Origin of the sequence: Pseudarthrobacter sp. LT1, from assembly GCF_035621795.1 — a bacterium.
Lineage (GTDB): Bacteria > Actinomycetota > Actinomycetes > Actinomycetales > Micrococcaceae > Arthrobacter.
Window position 1 is genome coordinate 2,727,108 of sequence record NZ_CP141830.1, and the last position, 15,362, is coordinate 2,742,469.

Here is a 15,362-nt window from a genome sequence, read left to right on the forward strand (position 1 = left end):
CTTCCTAGACTCTAGCCCGGAGTGAGGATGAAGTCCCACGGGTCGCTGTTGGTGGTGCTGACCAGGATTTCAACGTCATGGCCCTGGTCGGACAGGACGTTGCCCAGTGCCGCGGCGGCGGCAGGCAGCCACAGCCATTCGCTGGCAAAGTGCGAAACGTCCACCAGGTACGGCCGTCCGTTGAGGGCGGCCTCGCGCGCCTCCGACGCCGGGTGGTGGCGAAGGTCAGCGGTCACATAGACGTCCGCATTGCTGGCCCGCACTTCGTTAAACAGCGAATCGCCGGCACCGCCGCAAACCGCGATGCGCCTGACCAGCCCGTCCTTGTCGCCGGACACACGCACTCCTCCGGCCACGGAGGGAAGGATTCCGAATACCCGGGCGGCGAAGTCGCCCAGGCTCATGGCCTCCGCGAGGTCGCCCACCCGCCCAATGCCTTCCTCCGGCAGCCCGTTGGCCGCCACGGTCAGGGGGGCGACGTCCTGGAGTCCCAGGGCGTCAGCCAGGACATCGGAGACACCTCCGACGGCGGAGTCGCCGTTGGTGTGCACGGTCAACAGTGCCGTCCCCGACTCGATCAGCCGGTGCACCGCCCGCCCCTTTGCCGACGTGGCCGCCACGGACGTAACGCCCTTCAACAGCAGGGGGTGGTGGGTGATGAGCAGCTCCGCTCCCCACTCAACCGCTTCCTCAATGACTTCCAGGGTGGGATCGACCGCGAACATCACCTTTGTGACGGGGGCGGACGGGTGGCCTGCCACGAGCCCTACCTCATCCCAGGTCTCCGCCAGGGATTCCGGCCACAGCTCCTCAACCGCAAGCAGCAGCTCGGCCAATGTCGGGGCCTCCGCGGAACCCGCCGCGGGCGGCGTGTCGGAGGAGGCCTCGCCGTCGTGATCTGCCTGGCCGGTAACGTCGGTGTCCACAGGTTCCATAGTCTTAGTTTTACCCCATGGGCTTCCCGCCGCCGCAGTTTGCGGCGCTGCGCCGGGGTGCCCGGGGAATCTTCCGGCGCTGTCAACCATTGAAGAGGTCATGAAAACTTTTGTTCTTGGCGGAGGCTGCTTCTGGTGCCTTGACGCCGTCTACCAGAAGACCAGGGGCGTCACCTCGGTGGTATCCGGCTACACCGGCGGGCACGACCCCCACCCGGACTACTACTCGGTCTGCAGCGGGACCACCGGGCACGCCGAAGTTGTGGCGGTGACCTTCGATGAGGACATCATCCCGGCGGAGGTGATCCTGGACATGTTCTTCGCCCTGCACGACCCCACCACACTGAACCGGCAGGGATACGACGTGGGCACCCAGTACCGCTCCTCGATGTTCTATGAAACGGATGAGGAAAAGATCCTGTTCGAGGAAGCAATCGACCGCAACCAGGCCCTGTGGTCCCACCCCATCGTTACCGAGGTCAGCCGGCTGCCGCGGTTCCACGTGGCAGAGGAATTCCACCAGGATTACTACGCAAAGCACCCGGAACAGGGGTACTGCCAGGTGATCATCAACCCCAAACTGGCCAAGGCCAGGAAATATTACTCTGCATGGCTTAACGCTTAGCCCGGCATTACGCGGCCTCGTTAGGCTGACCTCAGTATCCACCCCTTAGAGATAGGCGTATGTACATGGCACGGATCTATGACGATGTAACGCAGCTGGTCGGCGGGACCCCCCTGGTCCGGCTGAACCGGCTCAGCGAAGGGCTGGACGCCACCGTTGCCGTGAAGCTGGAGTTCTACAACCCGGCCAACAGCGTCAAGGACCGGATCGGTGTCGCCATCATCGACGCAGCGGAAAAGTCGGGCGCCCTGAAGCCCGGTGGCACCATCGTTGAAGGCACCTCCGGCAACACGGGCATTGCCCTGGCCATGGTGGGTGCCGCACGCGGGTACAAGGTCATCCTCACCATGCCCGAGACCATGTCCACCGAGCGCCGGGTCATGCTGCGTGCCTTCGGCGCGGAGATTGTGCTGACCCCGGGCTCCGAGGGTATGCGCGGTGCAGTGGAAAAGGCCCAGGAAATCGTGGCCAACACCGAGAACTCCATCTGGGCACAGCAGTTTGCCAACGAAGCCAACCCGGAGATCCACCGCAAGACCACCGCAGAAGAGGTCTGGGCCGACACCGACGGCGCCGTGGACATCTTCGTGGCCGGCATCGGCACCGGCGGAACCATCACCGGCGTTGGACAGGTCCTGAAGGAGCGCAAGCCCGGTGTGCAGATCGTGGCCGTGGAACCCAAGGACTCCCCCATCCTGAACGGCGGCGCCCCCGGCCCGCACAAAATCCAGGGCCTCGGCGCCAACTTCATCCCGGAACTGCTGGACACCAATGTCTACGATGAGGTCATCGACGCTACCCTCGAAGATTCGGTCCGCGTAGCACGCGATCTGGGCATCAAGGAGGGCATCCTTGGCGGCATCTCCTCCGGCGCCATCGTCTGGGCTGCCCTGGAACTGGCCAAGCGGCCGGAAAACGCCGGCAAGCTGATCGTGGCCGTGGTGTGCGACTTTGGTGAGCGTTACATCTCCACCGTGCTCTATGACGACATCCGCGGCTGATCAGTCCGTGCTCCGCCCGTTTCCTGTAGAAAGAACTTTGTGGGCTTTTTCGCAAGACTAAAGGAAGACCTCGACGCCGCCCGGTCCCACGACCCGGCGGCTCGAGGTTCTTTTGAGAACTTTTTCGCCTATTCCGGGCTGCATGCCATCTGGATCCACCGGCTGACCCACCGCATGTGGCAGAAGCCGGAGCTGCGTTTCCCGGCCAGGCTCCTGTCGCAGCTGGGCAGGTCCTGGACCGGGATCGAGATCCATCCGGGCGCCACCATTGGCCGCCGCTTCTTCATCGACCACGGCATGGGCGTGGTGATCGGCGAGACGGCCGAGATCGGCGAGGACGTGATGATCTATCACGGTGTGACGCTGGGCGGCCGTTCGCTGGCCAGGATCAAGCGGCACCCCACTATCGGCGACCGCGTGACCATCGGTGCCGGCGCCAAGATCCTTGGTCCCATCACCATTGGCCGGGACAGTGCCGTGGGAGCCAACGCCGTGGTGGTCAAGGATGCACCTCCGGAGTCCATCATCACCGGAGTTCCCGCCAAATGGCGGCACCGGGATGCACAGCGGGAAACCAAGCCCGCGGTGGATCCGGCCGAATACGACATCGAGTACCGGATCTGATGGTTTAGCAGGACAGCAAAAGGCGGGCAGGTCCCCGGGTCACCGGGAACCTGCCCGCCGTTGTTTAAGCGGCAGCAGGTGCTAGTGCGTGTCCACCGCTTCAACCTCGGACTTGTCCTCGCCCCAGAGGGTGTGGAAAGTCCCTTCGGTGTCGACTCGGCCGTAGGTGTGGGCGCCGAACAGGTCGCGCTGGCCCTGGATCAGGGCGGCGGCCACGCGCTTGCGCCGCAGGCCGTCGTAGTACGCCAGGGACGACGAGAACACCGGCACCGGAATGCCGAGCTGGACGGCGGTGGCAACAACGCGGCGCCAGGCCGGCAGGGCGTCCGCGATGGCTTTGGTGAAGGCCGGCGCGAAGAGCAGGTTGGCCGGCTTCTCGTCGGCGGCGTACGCCTTGGTGATGTCCTTGAGGAGCTCGGCGCGGATGATGCAGCCTGCGCGCCACAGGGAAGCGATTTCGTCCAGCTTCAGGTCCCAGCCGTATTCCTTGGCCGCGGAGGTGAGCATGTCCAGGCCCTGGGCGTAGGAGACCAGCTTGGAGGCGTAGAGCGCCTGGCGGACGTCCTCGACAAACGTCTCGGGGATTTCCACGGTGGCCTCGTTGCCGGCCAGCAGTTCCTGGCCCAGCTTGCGCTGTGCGGCCTGGGAGGACAGTGCACGGGCAAAGACCGACTCGGCGATCCCTGACACCGGCGAGCCCAGTTCCAGGGCGGAGATGACTGTCCAGCGGCCGGTGCCCTTTTGGCCTGCAGCGTCGACGACGACGTCCACGAACGGCTTGCCGGTCTTGGCGTCAACGTGGCCAAGCACCTCGGCGGAGATCTCGATCAGGAAGGAGGACAGCTCGCCCTTGTTCCATTCGGAGAAGATCTTTGCCTGTTCTGCCGGCTCGATGCCCGCGCCGGAGCGGAGCAGGTCGAAGGCCTCGCCGATGACCTGCATGTCGGCGTATTCGATGCCGTTGTGGACCATTTTGACGAAGTGGCCCGCGCCGTCGGTGCCGATCCAGGCGCAGCAGGGCTCGCCGTCGACCTTTGCGGAGATCTTTTCCAGCAGCGGGCCAAGTGCCTTGTAGGACTCCTTGGAACCGCCGGGCATGATGGAGGGGCCGTTAAGCGCACCTTCCTCGCCGCCGGACACGCCGACGCCCACGAAGTGCAGGTCCTTCTTGGCCAGGGCCGCTTCCCGGCGGCGGGTGTCCTCGTAGTGGGAGTTGCCGGCGTCGATGATGATGTCGCCCGGCTCCAGCAGCGGCTCCAGCTGTTCAATGACCGAATCGACGGGCTTGCCGGCCTTGACCATGATGAGGACGCGGCGGGGCTTCTCCAGGGAGTCCACCAGTTCCTGCAGGGTTTCGGTGCGGATGAAGTCACCCTCCGAGCCGTGCTTTTCCAGCAGCGCATCCGTCTTCTCCACGGACCTGTTGTGCAGCGCCACGGTGAAGCCGTTGCGGGCCAGGTTCCGGGCGAGGTTGGCGCCCATGACGGCGAGGCCGGTGACACCGATGTGTGCAGACATCCATAACTCCAATTCATTGTTGGCCTCGGCTGCCGGCTTCCGCAGGCGGGAAGTCACCGGGCCAGATCAGGGGGTCGGAATAAAGCATATATATTCTGGCGGCGACGCGAAAGTAACGTCCGCGTCATGGATTCCATTGTGTCGGTGCCAGTCCAGGGCTGCTGCCTTTCAGTGTCCTGGGCCGCTGGCTTGCCTAAACTCCGGACGCCTGCCAACAACTAGGCTTAGCTTCATGACCAGCAGCCTCCACCACCGTGCCATCGACAACCTCGGTACGCGGATCATTTCGGGGGATCTTCCTGCCGGCCACGTCATGCTCGCTGAGCAGCTTGAGGTTGAACTCAAAGTATCCCGTTCGGTCATCCGGGAAGCGGTGCGTGTCCTGCAGTCCCTGGGCCTGGTGGAGACCACCAAGCGGGTGGGTATCCGGGTGCTGCCGGCCAGCCGCTGGAATCCTTTTGATCCGCAGGTCATCCGGTGGCGTCTGGCCAGCGATGCACGCGGCGCCCAGCTGCGCTCCCTTGCCGAACTGCGGGCAGCAGTGGAGCCTGCGGCTGCCGAGCTGGCTGCGCAGAACGCTCCGGCAGCGCTGCGGATGGAACTCGTGGACGTGGCCCGTGCCATGCGTGAGGCCGGCAACAACGGCGAGGTGGCCCGGTTCCTGGAGCTGGACATCCGCTTCCATTCGCTCCTGCTCTCAGGCTCCGGAAACGAGATGTTTGCCAACCTCATGGGCCAGGTGGCGGAAACCCTGACAGGCCGCACTGTCCACGGACTGATGCCCGACCACCCCCACCAGGCCGCCCTGCAGTGGCATGAGGATGTGGCGGACGCGATCGCCCGTGGTGACGCTGTGTCCGCGCGGGAGGCCTCGGACCGGATCATGCGGCGCACGATGTCCCAAATGGCCGATACCTGGACGGAACAACCGCGGGTATTTATCCCCGTTCGGCAGTAAGCATCGGCCCGAACCGGGGAATGACGTGAAACGCCGGCGACACGTGACTTTTTGTTTCCGGGAGTTCACGGTATATTCATCCCAGGCCCTCCACCGCGGCATCCCCCAATAGTCGCGGTGGAGGGTTTTCCAATGCCCGGACAAGGGCGCGGAGCTTAACCTCCTAGGCTGCGCCCGCCACCGGTTCCCTCAGCCGCCAGCCGCCGCCCAGCCCGTCCCGCTGGAGATACATGGTGGTCAGGGCCGACCTGGAGTTGTTTCCCAGCCTGACCTGCACCTGCAGGACTTCGACGTCCACCCCGCTGCTGCCCTTGGGCATCCGGCGGCTGGTTTCCCACCAGTTGACGCGCTCGAACCATCTCACCGGCTCGGCACCCACGGCCCATTCCCTGCCCCGGCTCAGCACCGCCGTCGGCATTCCGTCGCTGTCTGTCTGCACTATGACGTGTTCCATTCCTGCAAGCTATGGCAAGGCACTGACATTGCCGCCAGGAGGCCGGCACAGCAAAAAACCCCGCTGCCCCCACCATCAGGCGGGGACAACGGGGTTTTACTGGTGGGTCCTACCGGGATCGAACCGATGACATCCACGGTGTAAACGTGGCGCTCTACCAGCTGAGCTAAAGACCCAAATTGCGTGGTTTCCGGCCGTTCCGCCGTAACCAACGAACATAGACTCTACCCGACTGTGGGCCGGAAACGCGAATCCATGGAAGAAGCGTCCCGCCTACAGGGAAGGAAGTTCCGCGGCGAGGTAATCCAGTGCCTGGCTGACACCGGTTTCCAGCTTGATGGTTGCCTTGTCGTCGCCACGGGTGGCACCCCGGTTGATAATGACCACAGGTTTGGACTCCTTGGCGGCGTGCCTGACGAACCGCAGGCCGCTCATGACGGTCAGCGAGGAACCGGCGACCACCAAGGCGGCAGCCTGGTCCACCATTGCGTACGAGCGCTCCACCCGGTCCTTGGGCACATTCTCGCCGAAGTAGACGAAATCCGGCTTCAAGGTGCCCCCGCATGCGGGACACACTGCCACCACAAAGCTGCTGATGAGGGTCTGGTCCTCCACAGTGGCGTCAGCGTCGGGGGCCATTTCCACGAGCCCGCCGGCCGCTGCCCGGTCCAGGAAGCCGGGGTTGAGTTCCTCAAAAACACCGGCCAGCAGGCGCCGGGAGTACGTGCGCCGGCAGTCCAGGCAAACCACCTGGTCATACCTTCCGTGAAGGTCCACCACGTTGGAACTGCCCGCGTCCTGGTGCAGCCGGTCAACGTTCTGGGTTATCAGGCCGGTGAGGTAGCCGCGCCGCTCCAGCGCCGCGGCGGAATAGTGGCCCTGGTTCGGGTCTGCATGCCGCATGTGGGACCAGCCGATGTGGTTCCTGGCCCAGTACCGCTGCCGGTTGGCCGCGTCCCGGACGAATTCCTGGTATGTCATGGGCGAACGGGGCGGCGAATCCGGACCGCGGTAATCCGGAATGCCGGAGTCGGTACTGAGGCCGGCGCCCGTCAGCAGGGCAAAGGGGGCGCCGGCGAGAAGGTCCCGGATCCGTGCCAGAACCTCAAGGTCATTACCGGAAGGCGGTGCCGGGGCTACCGGCGGCATGCTGGCGAAGCCGGTGAGACCCGTCCCCCGCCGTTCACCAGCCATGCTTCCTCAGGCCTGCTTCAGATCCGCCAGCGCGGCGCGGTATTCGCTGAAGTCGCGGGCCTGGCCGCGGGGGTTCACCACGCTGTAGCGGATCCTGCCGTCACCATCGATGATGAAGGTGGCCCGCTTCGCCATGCCGCTGCCGGCGTCGAACACGCCGTAGGCATTCGCTACGGCGCCGTGGGGCCAAAAATCGGCCAGAAGGTCGAAGGTGTAGCCCTCCTGCGCCGCGTAGGCCCGGAGGCTGAACTTGCTGTCCACGGACACGGCCAGGACAACCGCATTCGAATCCTCGAACATCCGCAGGTTGTCCCGGATTTCGCAAAGTTCACCTGTACAGATACCCGAGAACGCAAAGGGGTAAAAGACCAGCGCCACATTTTGCCCCCGGAAAGAGGACAGCTTCACCGGTTCGCCGAATTGGTTGGCCAGCTCAAAATCGGGAGCTGCAGCGCCCAGCGAAGGAACAGCCGCAGAAGCGGCCTCAACCGCTGCCGTCACTTGTTCTTCCTGCTGACCAGGCGGACGGCGCTCCAGTCCTTTGAGACTCCGGCTGAAGTGGTGACATGCAGGCCGGCCGTGGGAGCGGCCTCCTGGATTTCCGCCGGCGAAACGTAGCCGTCCCGGCCTGACTTGGGGGTGAGCACCCAGACAACGCCGTTTTCGCTCAGGGTGGTGAGCGAATCCATCAGGCTGTCCACCAGGTCCCCGTCGCCGTCGCGCCACCAGAGGATGACGGCGTCCGCGACCTCGTGGTCGTCCTCGTCGAGCATTTCGGACCCGGTGAGGTCCTCAATATCGTCACGCAAGTCGAAATCGACATCGTCGTCGTAACCGAACTCCTGAATCAGATCCCCATTTTTGAAACCCAATTTTTCCGCCACATTTACCGAAGTGGCGGCGTCGGCCTCGCTCACGTGTTCCTCCAATACCTCATATATGCGGTGTGCATAGTGATTTCCATTACTCCCAAGCCAACACCCTTTGTGCTTGCGCTTCAAGCTGCCGCCCCCTGGACTGCGCATATTCTGCGTCACATCGGGCCACAGCGCCCCCGGGACAGGGGCTTTTCGTCACACAACCAGTATGACGAACGAAATACAACTGGAGCACCCGCACCGCAGCTACGCATCGTGTTGCCGTGAAGGCTAGAGTGGCTGATGACAACTATGCCTGCGGACGACGACCTTGTGACTCCGTGCAGACATAGGAGCGCTAGGAAGCTGCCCGGCACACATGACCGGGCTGTTGTAACCGATACGTCGCACACGGCGTATATACGCCGGGCAGTCACCCTGCCTGGCCTGAGTGCGCCGATTCATGCGCGCAAAGAGAGGTTGGACGTGGCTGCAGGAGAAGATACCTCCCATATCCTCAGCGGGTTGACTAACCAGCTGCCTGATCGTGATCCGGAAGAGACTGCCGAGTGGGTTGAGTCCCTGGACGCGTTGATCAGGGAACAGGGCACCGAGCGTGCCCAATACATCATGCGGAGCCTGCTGCAGCGCGCCGGCGCGCAGAGCGTGGGGGTGCCGATGGTGACCACCACCGATTACGTGAACACGATCCCGGTGGACCAGGAAGCTGCGTTCCCGGGCAACGAGGAGTTCGAGCGCCGGTACCGGGCGTACATGCGGTGGAACGCCGCGGTCATGGTGCACCGGGCGCAGCGGCCCGATATCGGGGTCGGCGGGCACATCTCCACCTACGCCGGGGCCGCGACCCTGTACGAGGTCGGCTTCAACCACTTCTTCCGCGGCAAGGACCACCCCGGCGGCGGAGACCAGGTCTTCTTCCAGGGCCACGCCTCCCCCGGCATGTACGCCCGGGCCTTCATGGAAGGACGCCTGTCCGAGGAAGACCTGGACGGGTTCCGGCAGGAAAAGTCCCGCGAAGGCCACGCCCTGTCCTCCTACCCGCACCCGCGCCTGATGCCGCACTTCTGGGAATTCCCCACGGTGTCCATGGGCATCGGGCCGATGAACGCGATCTACCAGGCCCAGAACAACCGCTACCTGCACAACCGGGGCCTGAAAGACACCTCGGACCAGCAGGTCTGGGCGTTCCTGGGCGACGGTGAAATGGACGAGCCCGAGTCCCGGGGCCTGCTGCAGCTGGCAGCGAACGAGAACCTGGACAACCTGAACTTCGTGATCAACTGCAACCTCCAGCGCCTGGACGGGCCGGTGCGCGGCAACGGCAAGATCATGCAGGAACTCGAAGCGTTCTTCCGCGGCGCGGGCTGGAACGTGATCAAGGTCGTCTGGGGCCGGGAGTGGGATGACCTGCTCACCCGCGACACCGACGGGTCCCTGGTGAAGATCATGAACGAAACCGTCGACGGCGACTACCAGACCTACAAGGCCGAGTCCGGCGGGTTCGTCCGCGAACACTTCTTCGGCAAGACCCCGCAGACCAAGGACCTCGTCGCGGACCTCACCGATGACCAGATCTGGAACCTCAAACGCGGCGGCCACGACTACCGCAAGGTCTACGCCGCCTACAAGGCCGCCACCGAATTCAAAGGCAAACCCACCGTCATCCTCGCCCACACCGTCAAGGGCTACGGCCTGGGCCCGCACTTCGAGGGCCGCAACGCGACCCACCAGATGAAGAAGCTCACCCTCGATGACCTGAAGAAGTTCCGCGACCACCTGCGGATCCCGGTCACCGACGAGCAGCTGGAGAAGGACTCCTACCGGCCGCCGTACTACCACCCCGGTAACGACGCCCCGGAAATCAAGTACATGATGGAGCGCCGGGCCGCCCTGGGCGGATCCGTCCCGGAGCGCCGCGACACCCACGCCGAGATCGTGCTGCCGGAGGACAAGTCCTACGAAGTGGCCAAGCGCGGTTCAGGCAAGCAGATGGCCGCAACCACCATGGCGTTCGTCAGGCTCCTGAAGGACCTGATGCGGGATAAGAACTTCGGCAAGCACATCGCCCCGATCATCCCGGACGAAGCCCGCACCTTCGGCATGGACGCCTTCTTCCCCACCGCCAAGATCTACAACCCCAAGGGGCAGAACTATCTGTCGGTGGACCGGGACCTCGTCCTGGCCTACAAGGAATCCCCCGCCGGGCAACTGATCCACCCCGGCATCAACGAAGCCGGCGCCGTGGCAGCCTTCACCGCCGCCGGAACCTCCTACGCCACCCACGGCGTACCCCTGGTCCCGGTCTACGTGTTCTACTCCATGTTCGGCTTCCAGCGCACCGGCGACGCCTTCTGGGCCGCCGGCGACCAGATGACCCGCGGCTTCATCATCGGCGCCACCGCAGGACGAACCACCCTCACCGGCGAAGGCCTCCAGCACGCCGACGGACACTCCCCCCTGCTCGCCTCCACCAACCCCGCCGTCCTCACCTACGACCCCGCCTACGGCTACGAAATCGGACACATCGTCCGCTCCGGCCTGGAACGGATGTACGGCGCGGATTCGACGGACAAGAACGTCATGTACTACCTCACCGTCTACAACGAACCCATCATCCAGCCCGCAGAACCGGAGAACCTCGACGTCGAAGGCGTCATCAAGGGCATCTACCTGCTCGCCCCGGCCAAGATCGACGGTCCCCGCACCCAGATCCTTGCCTCCGGCGTCTCCGTGCCCTGGGCCATCGAGGCCCAGCGCGTGCTGGCCGATGACTGGAACGTCTCCGCCGACGTCTGGTCCGTGACCTCCTGGAACGAACTGCGCCGCGACGGCCTCGCCGCCGAAGAGGAAGCCTTCCTCAACCCCGGCCAGCCCGCCCGCGTCCCGTTCGTCACCCAGCAACTCGAAGGCGCCACCGGCCCCATCGTCGCCGTCTCCGACTACATGAAAGCCGTCCCGGACCAGATCCGGCAATTCGTCCCCAACGAATACGCCACCCTCGGCGCCGACGGCTTCGGCTTCTCCGACACCCGCGCAGCAGCCCGCCGCTACTTCAAAAACGACACCCACTCCATCGTGGTCCGTGCCCTTGAAATGCTGGCGCGCCGCGGCGAGGTGGATGTTGACGCTCCGATGAAGGCGATTGAGAAGTACAAGCTGCTCAACGTCAACGCCGGCACCACCGGCAACGCCGGAGGCGAAGCCTAGCCTTCCGGCTGGACAGCGGAACCAGCAGCGATACACGACGGCGGCCCTCACCCCACAAGGTGAGGGCCGCCGTCGTTCTGTCCCGGGTGGCGCCCGCCGGCAGGTGACGGACGCTGTGACGCAGCGCAAGGCGGGTTGTAGCCTTCGCACAAATGGAGCTTGCCCGGCGGTGGCCGTATGCTCAAAGAATGCCAGCATCAGCCAGCCAGTCCCCGAAGCGGAAACCATCCCCGCCGAAGGTCACGCCGGAGAAATCCGAGACCCTCAAGCAGCTCCGCGCCAACGTGGGCCAGCTCTCCACGACCACCATGCGCAAGCTTGAGCAGTCGCTGCCGTGGTACAGCCGGCTCAGCGCTGATGAGCGTTCCGCACTCGGCATGGTGGCGCAGAACGGAATCGCGGCGTTTGTCACCTGGTACGAGCGGCCAAGCTCTCCCTCATGGATCCTCACCGACGTTTTTGGGACGGCCCCTACGGAACTGACGCGTTCCATCAGCCTGCAAAAGGCGCTGCAGCTGATCAGGATCGTGGTGGAAGTGGTTGAGGACCAGGTTCCCGTCATTGCGCCCGAGGCCGACCAGCCGTCCCTGCGGGAGGCTGTGCTGCGCTATTCGCGGGAAGTCGCATTCGCTGCCGCGGACGTCTACGCCCGCGCCGCCGAGTCCCGCGGCTCCTGGGACACCCGCCTGGAAGCTTTGATTGTGGACGCTATCCTGCGCGGCGAAAACACCGATGCCCTGCGCTCCCGTATCGCCGCGCTGGGCTGGAAGGCGCAGGAGCGCTTCACGGTCATGGTGGGCAATTCCCCGTCTGAACCCAGCGCCAGCTATGTCAGTGAACTGCGTCGGATGGCCGGCCGTTATGCCGAGGACGCGCTGGTGGGCATCCAGGGCGACCGGCTGATCCTCATCCTCGGCGGGGTGCAGGACCGCGAAACCGCCTATGTGAAGCTGAGCGACATGTTCGCCCCCGGGCCCGTGGTCTATGGACCCGAGGCCAGTTCGCTGCTGGAGGCCAGCGGATCCGCCCAATCCGCCTTCGCCGGATTGACGGCAGCCCGGGCGTGGCCGTCTGCGCCGCGTCCGGTGGCCGCGGACGACCTGCTGCCGGAGCGGGTGATCTCCGGAGATGACGCGGCCCGGCGCTCACTCGTTAAGAACATCTACCGGCCGCTCCTGGCCGCCTCCAACGGGCTGGTGGAGACACTGGGAACCTACTTGGAGCTGGGCCACTCGCTGGAGGCCACCGCCCGGGAACTCTTCGTCCATGCCAACACGGTGCGCTACCGGTTGAAGCGGGTCTGCGATGTCACGGGATGGGACCCGCTGCTCCCGCGGGAGGCATTCGTGCTGCAGGCCGCACTGGTGGTCGGCCGTCTTTCGGCGCCGCCGAAGGCCGCCACGGAGCGCCAGACGTCCCGTAACCAGGCCTGAGGCATTGTAGACTTCCTACAACCTGACCCCGTGAGCTTGGTGCGGAGAAACACCGCTGGATCACACAGTAATTTGGAAAGCTGGTTACGTGCTTGCAATAGTCTGCCCTGGACAGGGCTCACAGACCCCGGGTTTTCTTGCCCCCTGGCTGGAACTTCCCTCGGTGGCAGGCCAGCTGGCCTCCCTGAGCGACATCGCAGGCATCGACCTGATAGCCCACGGAACCACCTCCGATGAGGAAACCATCAAGGACACTGCCGTGGCGCAGCCCCTGATCGTTGCTGCCGGGCTTGTCGCCGCGGCCTCCCTCTTCGACGTGGAACTCAACTCCCTTCCGGTGATCCTCGCCGGGCATTCCGTAGGTGAGATCACCGCAGCAGCCCTGGCCGGGGTGCTGACCGAAAAGGAAGCCATGACGTTCGTCCGTGAGCGGGCCAACAGCATGGCCGCCGCGGCAGCCGTCACCCCCACCGGCATGAGCGCCGTCGTCGGCGGTGACCCCGCCGAGGTGCTGGCCGCCATTGAAGCCGCCGGCGCTGCCCCCGCAAACGTCAACGGTGCCGGCCAGACAGTGGCGGCAGGAACCTTTGAGCAGCTGAAGGCCCTTGCCGACAACCCGCCGGCCAAGGCCCGCGTCATCCCGCTCAAGGTGGCCGGTGCGTTCCACACCAGCCACATGTCGCCCGCCGTCGATGCGCTCAAGGCGCTGGAACCCACTTTGAACCCGGTTGCCCCCAAGGTGCCCCTCCTGTCGAATTACGACGGCGGCGAAGTCACCGACGGTGGTGCCGCCGTCGCAAGCCTGATCGCCCAGGTTTCCCGCCCCGTCCGCTGGGACCTGTGCATGGAAACCATGGTGAAGCGGGGCGTTACCGGCGTGATCGAACTCGCTCCTGCGGGCACGCTGGCGGGCCTGGCCAAGCGCGGCATGCCCGGCGTCAAGACCGTTGCCGTCAAAACCCCCGATGACCTGTCCGCCGCACTGGCGCTCTTCGCAGAACTGGAGGGCAACGCATGAGCGTTCCCACGCTGAAACAGGCTCCCATCCAGGAGCACACCCGCATCCTCGGCCTCGGCGCCTACCGGCCGGACGTCATCGTCACCAACGAAGACGTTTGCCAGTGGATCGACTCCTCCGACGAATGGATCCGCCAGCGCACCGGCATCGTGACCCGCCACCGCGCCGCAGCCGACGTCAGCGTGATCGATATGGCCGAAGGCGCTGCCCGTGAAGCCATGGCGAAGGCAGGCATTGAAGCCTCGGAACTCGGTGCAGTGATCGTGTCCACCGTGACCCACCCGTACGCCACTCCCTCCGCCGCGGCCAGCCTGGCCGACCGCATCGGAGCCACTCCGGCGCCTGCGTTCGATATCTCCGCTGCGTGCGCGGGTTACTGCTACGGCATTGCCCAGGCCGACGCGCTGGTCCGGTCCGGCACCGCGAAGTACGTCCTCGTGGTCGGCGCGGAGAAGCTGTCCGACGTCATCGACAACCGGGAACGCACCATCTCCTTCCTCCTCGGTGATGGCGCGGGCGCCGTCATCATAGGCCCCTCCGACACGCCGGGCATTGCCCCGTCCGTATGGGGCTCGGACGGCAGCAGGTGGGACGCCATCGGCATGACCCGCTCCATGCTTGACGTCCGCGACCTCGGCCTGGCTGCCCGCCAGTCGGACTCCACGGGCGATCTCGCACTGCTGGAAGAAGCCCAGGAGCTGTACCCCACCCTTCGCCAGGACGGCCAGACAGTGTTCCGCTGGGCCGTATGGGAGATGGCCAAGGTGGCCCAGCAGGCACTCGATGCCGCCGGGATCCAGGCGGAAGACCTGGTGGCCTTCATCCCCCACCAGGCCAACATGCGCATCATCGACGAGATGGTGAAGAAGCTGAAGCTGCCCGAGACGGTTACAGTGGCACGGGACATTGCCGAGGCCGGCAACACGTCCGCTGCCTCCATCCCGCTCGCAACCCACCGGCTCCTGCAGGAGAACCCCGGACTGAGCGGCGGGCTGGCCCTGCAGATCGGTTTCGGTGCCGGACTGGTCTTCGGCGCACAGGTAGTTGTCCTTCCCTAGATACGCCCAAGGGTCGCAACCGCGGCCCGGACCGTTTCCGGCAGCCCCTGCCGGCAATACAAGAAAAGGAGCCACCAATGGCTAGCAACGAAGAGATCCTGGCCGGCTTGGCTGAAATCGTCAACGAAGAAACCGGTCTGGCCCCGGAGGCCGTCGAGCTGGACAAGTCCTTCACCGAGGACCTGGACATCGACTCCATCTCCATGATGACCATCGTGGTCAACGCTGAAGAGAAGTTCGGCGTGCGCATCCCCGACGAAGAGGTCAAGAACCTCAAGACCGTTGGCGACGCCGTCAGCTTCATCGCCGGAGCACAGGCCTAATAACAGGCTTCCGCCGTCTCACGGCTTGGCAGGGCTGCCGGTCCGGACTGACCGGACCGGCAGCCCGCCGCATTTATCCGGGCAGAACCCCGACCGGGACTGGCCGATCATCAACATGTGCGGGACCCTGCGACAG

At 65.0% G+C, this 15,362-nt stretch carries 15 protein-coding genes and 1 tRNA gene; 9 read left to right on the top strand and 7 right to left on the bottom strand.

What is annotated here, in order from left to right:
• Nucleotides 1–11 precede the first annotated feature (11 nt).
• On the bottom strand, nucleotides 12–935 hold the full coding sequence (locus tag VIK36_RS12835; protein ID WP_324642193.1) for a Nif3-like dinuclear metal center hexameric protein: 924 nt from the start codon (nucleotides 933–935) through the stop codon (nucleotides 12–14).
• A gap of 100 nt (nucleotides 936–1,035) precedes the next feature.
• Between VIK36_RS12835 and msrA the strand changes: the two genes are divergently transcribed.
• From msrA to epsC, 3 genes are all read left to right on the top strand, one after another.
• Nucleotides 1,036–1,560, top strand: coding sequence for a peptide-methionine (S)-S-oxide reductase MsrA (gene msrA / locus VIK36_RS12840; RefSeq protein WP_255172482.1), 525 nt, complete (start codon nucleotides 1,036–1,038; stop codon nucleotides 1,558–1,560).
• Between the two features lie 65 nt (nucleotides 1,561–1,625).
• Nucleotides 1,626–2,561 carry a cysteine synthase A gene (gene cysK, locus VIK36_RS12845; RefSeq protein ID WP_159631762.1) on the top strand — a complete coding sequence of 312 codons (936 nt, stop codon included), beginning with the start codon at nucleotides 1,626–1,628 and terminating at the stop codon, nucleotides 2,559–2,561.
• 39 nt (nucleotides 2,562–2,600) lie between these two features.
• Nucleotides 2,601–3,185 carry a serine O-acetyltransferase EpsC gene (epsC, locus tag VIK36_RS12850; RefSeq protein ID WP_159631761.1) on the top strand — a complete coding sequence of 195 codons (585 nt, stop codon included), beginning with the start codon at nucleotides 2,601–2,603 and terminating at the stop codon, nucleotides 3,183–3,185.
• A gap of 81 nt (nucleotides 3,186–3,266) precedes the next feature.
• On the opposite strand, the gene gndA is transcribed toward epsC, so the two are convergent.
• Entirely contained in the window at nucleotides 3,267–4,703 is a 1,437-nt protein-coding gene (gene gndA, locus VIK36_RS12855) for an NADP-dependent phosphogluconate dehydrogenase (RefSeq protein ID WP_324642194.1), read from the bottom strand.
• A 232-nt stretch (nucleotides 4,704–4,935) separates the two neighbouring features.
• Here gndA and VIK36_RS12860 point away from each other — a divergent pair, with 232 nt between their 5' ends.
• Complete coding sequence (locus VIK36_RS12860) at nucleotides 4,936–5,661, top strand: FadR/GntR family transcriptional regulator (protein ID WP_324642195.1); 726 nt, start codon at nucleotides 4,936–4,938, stop codon at nucleotides 5,659–5,661.
• Between the two features lie 163 nt (nucleotides 5,662–5,824).
• Here VIK36_RS12860 and VIK36_RS12865 read toward each other — a convergent pair whose 3' ends face one another.
• The 5 genes from VIK36_RS12865 to VIK36_RS12885 form a co-directional block, all read right to left on the bottom strand.
• The gene (locus tag VIK36_RS12865; RefSeq protein ID WP_324642196.1) at nucleotides 5,825–6,115 is read right to left on the bottom strand and encodes a hypothetical protein; all 291 of its coding nucleotides are present in this window, start codon (nucleotides 6,113–6,115) and stop codon (nucleotides 5,825–5,827) included.
• Between the two features lie 100 nt (nucleotides 6,116–6,215).
• A tRNA-Val gene (locus VIK36_RS12870) sits at nucleotides 6,216–6,291 on the bottom strand.
• A gap of 97 nt (nucleotides 6,292–6,388) precedes the next feature.
• Complete coding sequence (locus VIK36_RS12875) at nucleotides 6,389–7,309, bottom strand: NAD-dependent protein deacetylase (protein ID WP_324642197.1); 921 nt, start codon at nucleotides 7,307–7,309, stop codon at nucleotides 6,389–6,391.
• A 6-nt stretch (nucleotides 7,310–7,315) separates the two neighbouring features.
• Nucleotides 7,316–7,810, bottom strand: a complete 495-nt coding sequence (locus VIK36_RS12880) for a peroxiredoxin (protein ID WP_324642198.1) — start codon at nucleotides 7,808–7,810, stop codon at nucleotides 7,316–7,318.
• Entirely contained in the window at nucleotides 7,807–8,226 is a 420-nt protein-coding gene (locus tag VIK36_RS12885; protein WP_141160169.1) for a DUF3052 domain-containing protein, read from the bottom strand. The genes VIK36_RS12880 and VIK36_RS12885 overlap by 4 nt, the downstream gene beginning before the upstream one ends.
• A 426-nt stretch (nucleotides 8,227–8,652) precedes the next feature.
• Here VIK36_RS12885 and aceE point away from each other — a divergent pair, with 426 nt between their 5' ends.
• From aceE to VIK36_RS12910, 5 genes are all read left to right on the top strand, one after another.
• The gene (aceE, locus tag VIK36_RS12890; protein ID WP_324642199.1) at nucleotides 8,653–11,394 is read left to right on the top strand and encodes a pyruvate dehydrogenase (acetyl-transferring), homodimeric type; all 2,742 of its coding nucleotides are present in this window, start codon (nucleotides 8,653–8,655) and stop codon (nucleotides 11,392–11,394) included.
• 188 nt (nucleotides 11,395–11,582) lie between these two features.
• Nucleotides 11,583–12,827, top strand: coding sequence for a PucR family transcriptional regulator (locus tag VIK36_RS12895; RefSeq protein WP_255172488.1), 1,245 nt, complete (start codon nucleotides 11,583–11,585; stop codon nucleotides 12,825–12,827).
• An 88-nt stretch (nucleotides 12,828–12,915) separates the two neighbouring features.
• Entirely contained in the window at nucleotides 12,916–13,845 is a 930-nt protein-coding gene (locus tag VIK36_RS12900) for an ACP S-malonyltransferase (RefSeq protein ID WP_324642200.1), read from the top strand.
• Complete coding sequence (locus VIK36_RS12905) at nucleotides 13,842–14,903, top strand: beta-ketoacyl-ACP synthase III (protein WP_324642201.1); 1,062 nt, start codon at nucleotides 13,842–13,844, stop codon at nucleotides 14,901–14,903. Before VIK36_RS12900 ends, VIK36_RS12905 begins: the two co-directional genes overlap by 4 nt.
• 77 nt (nucleotides 14,904–14,980) lie before the next feature.
• Complete coding sequence (locus VIK36_RS12910; protein WP_009359314.1) at nucleotides 14,981–15,226, top strand: acyl carrier protein; 246 nt, start codon at nucleotides 14,981–14,983, stop codon at nucleotides 15,224–15,226.
• Nucleotides 15,227–15,362: the final 136 nt, after the last annotated feature.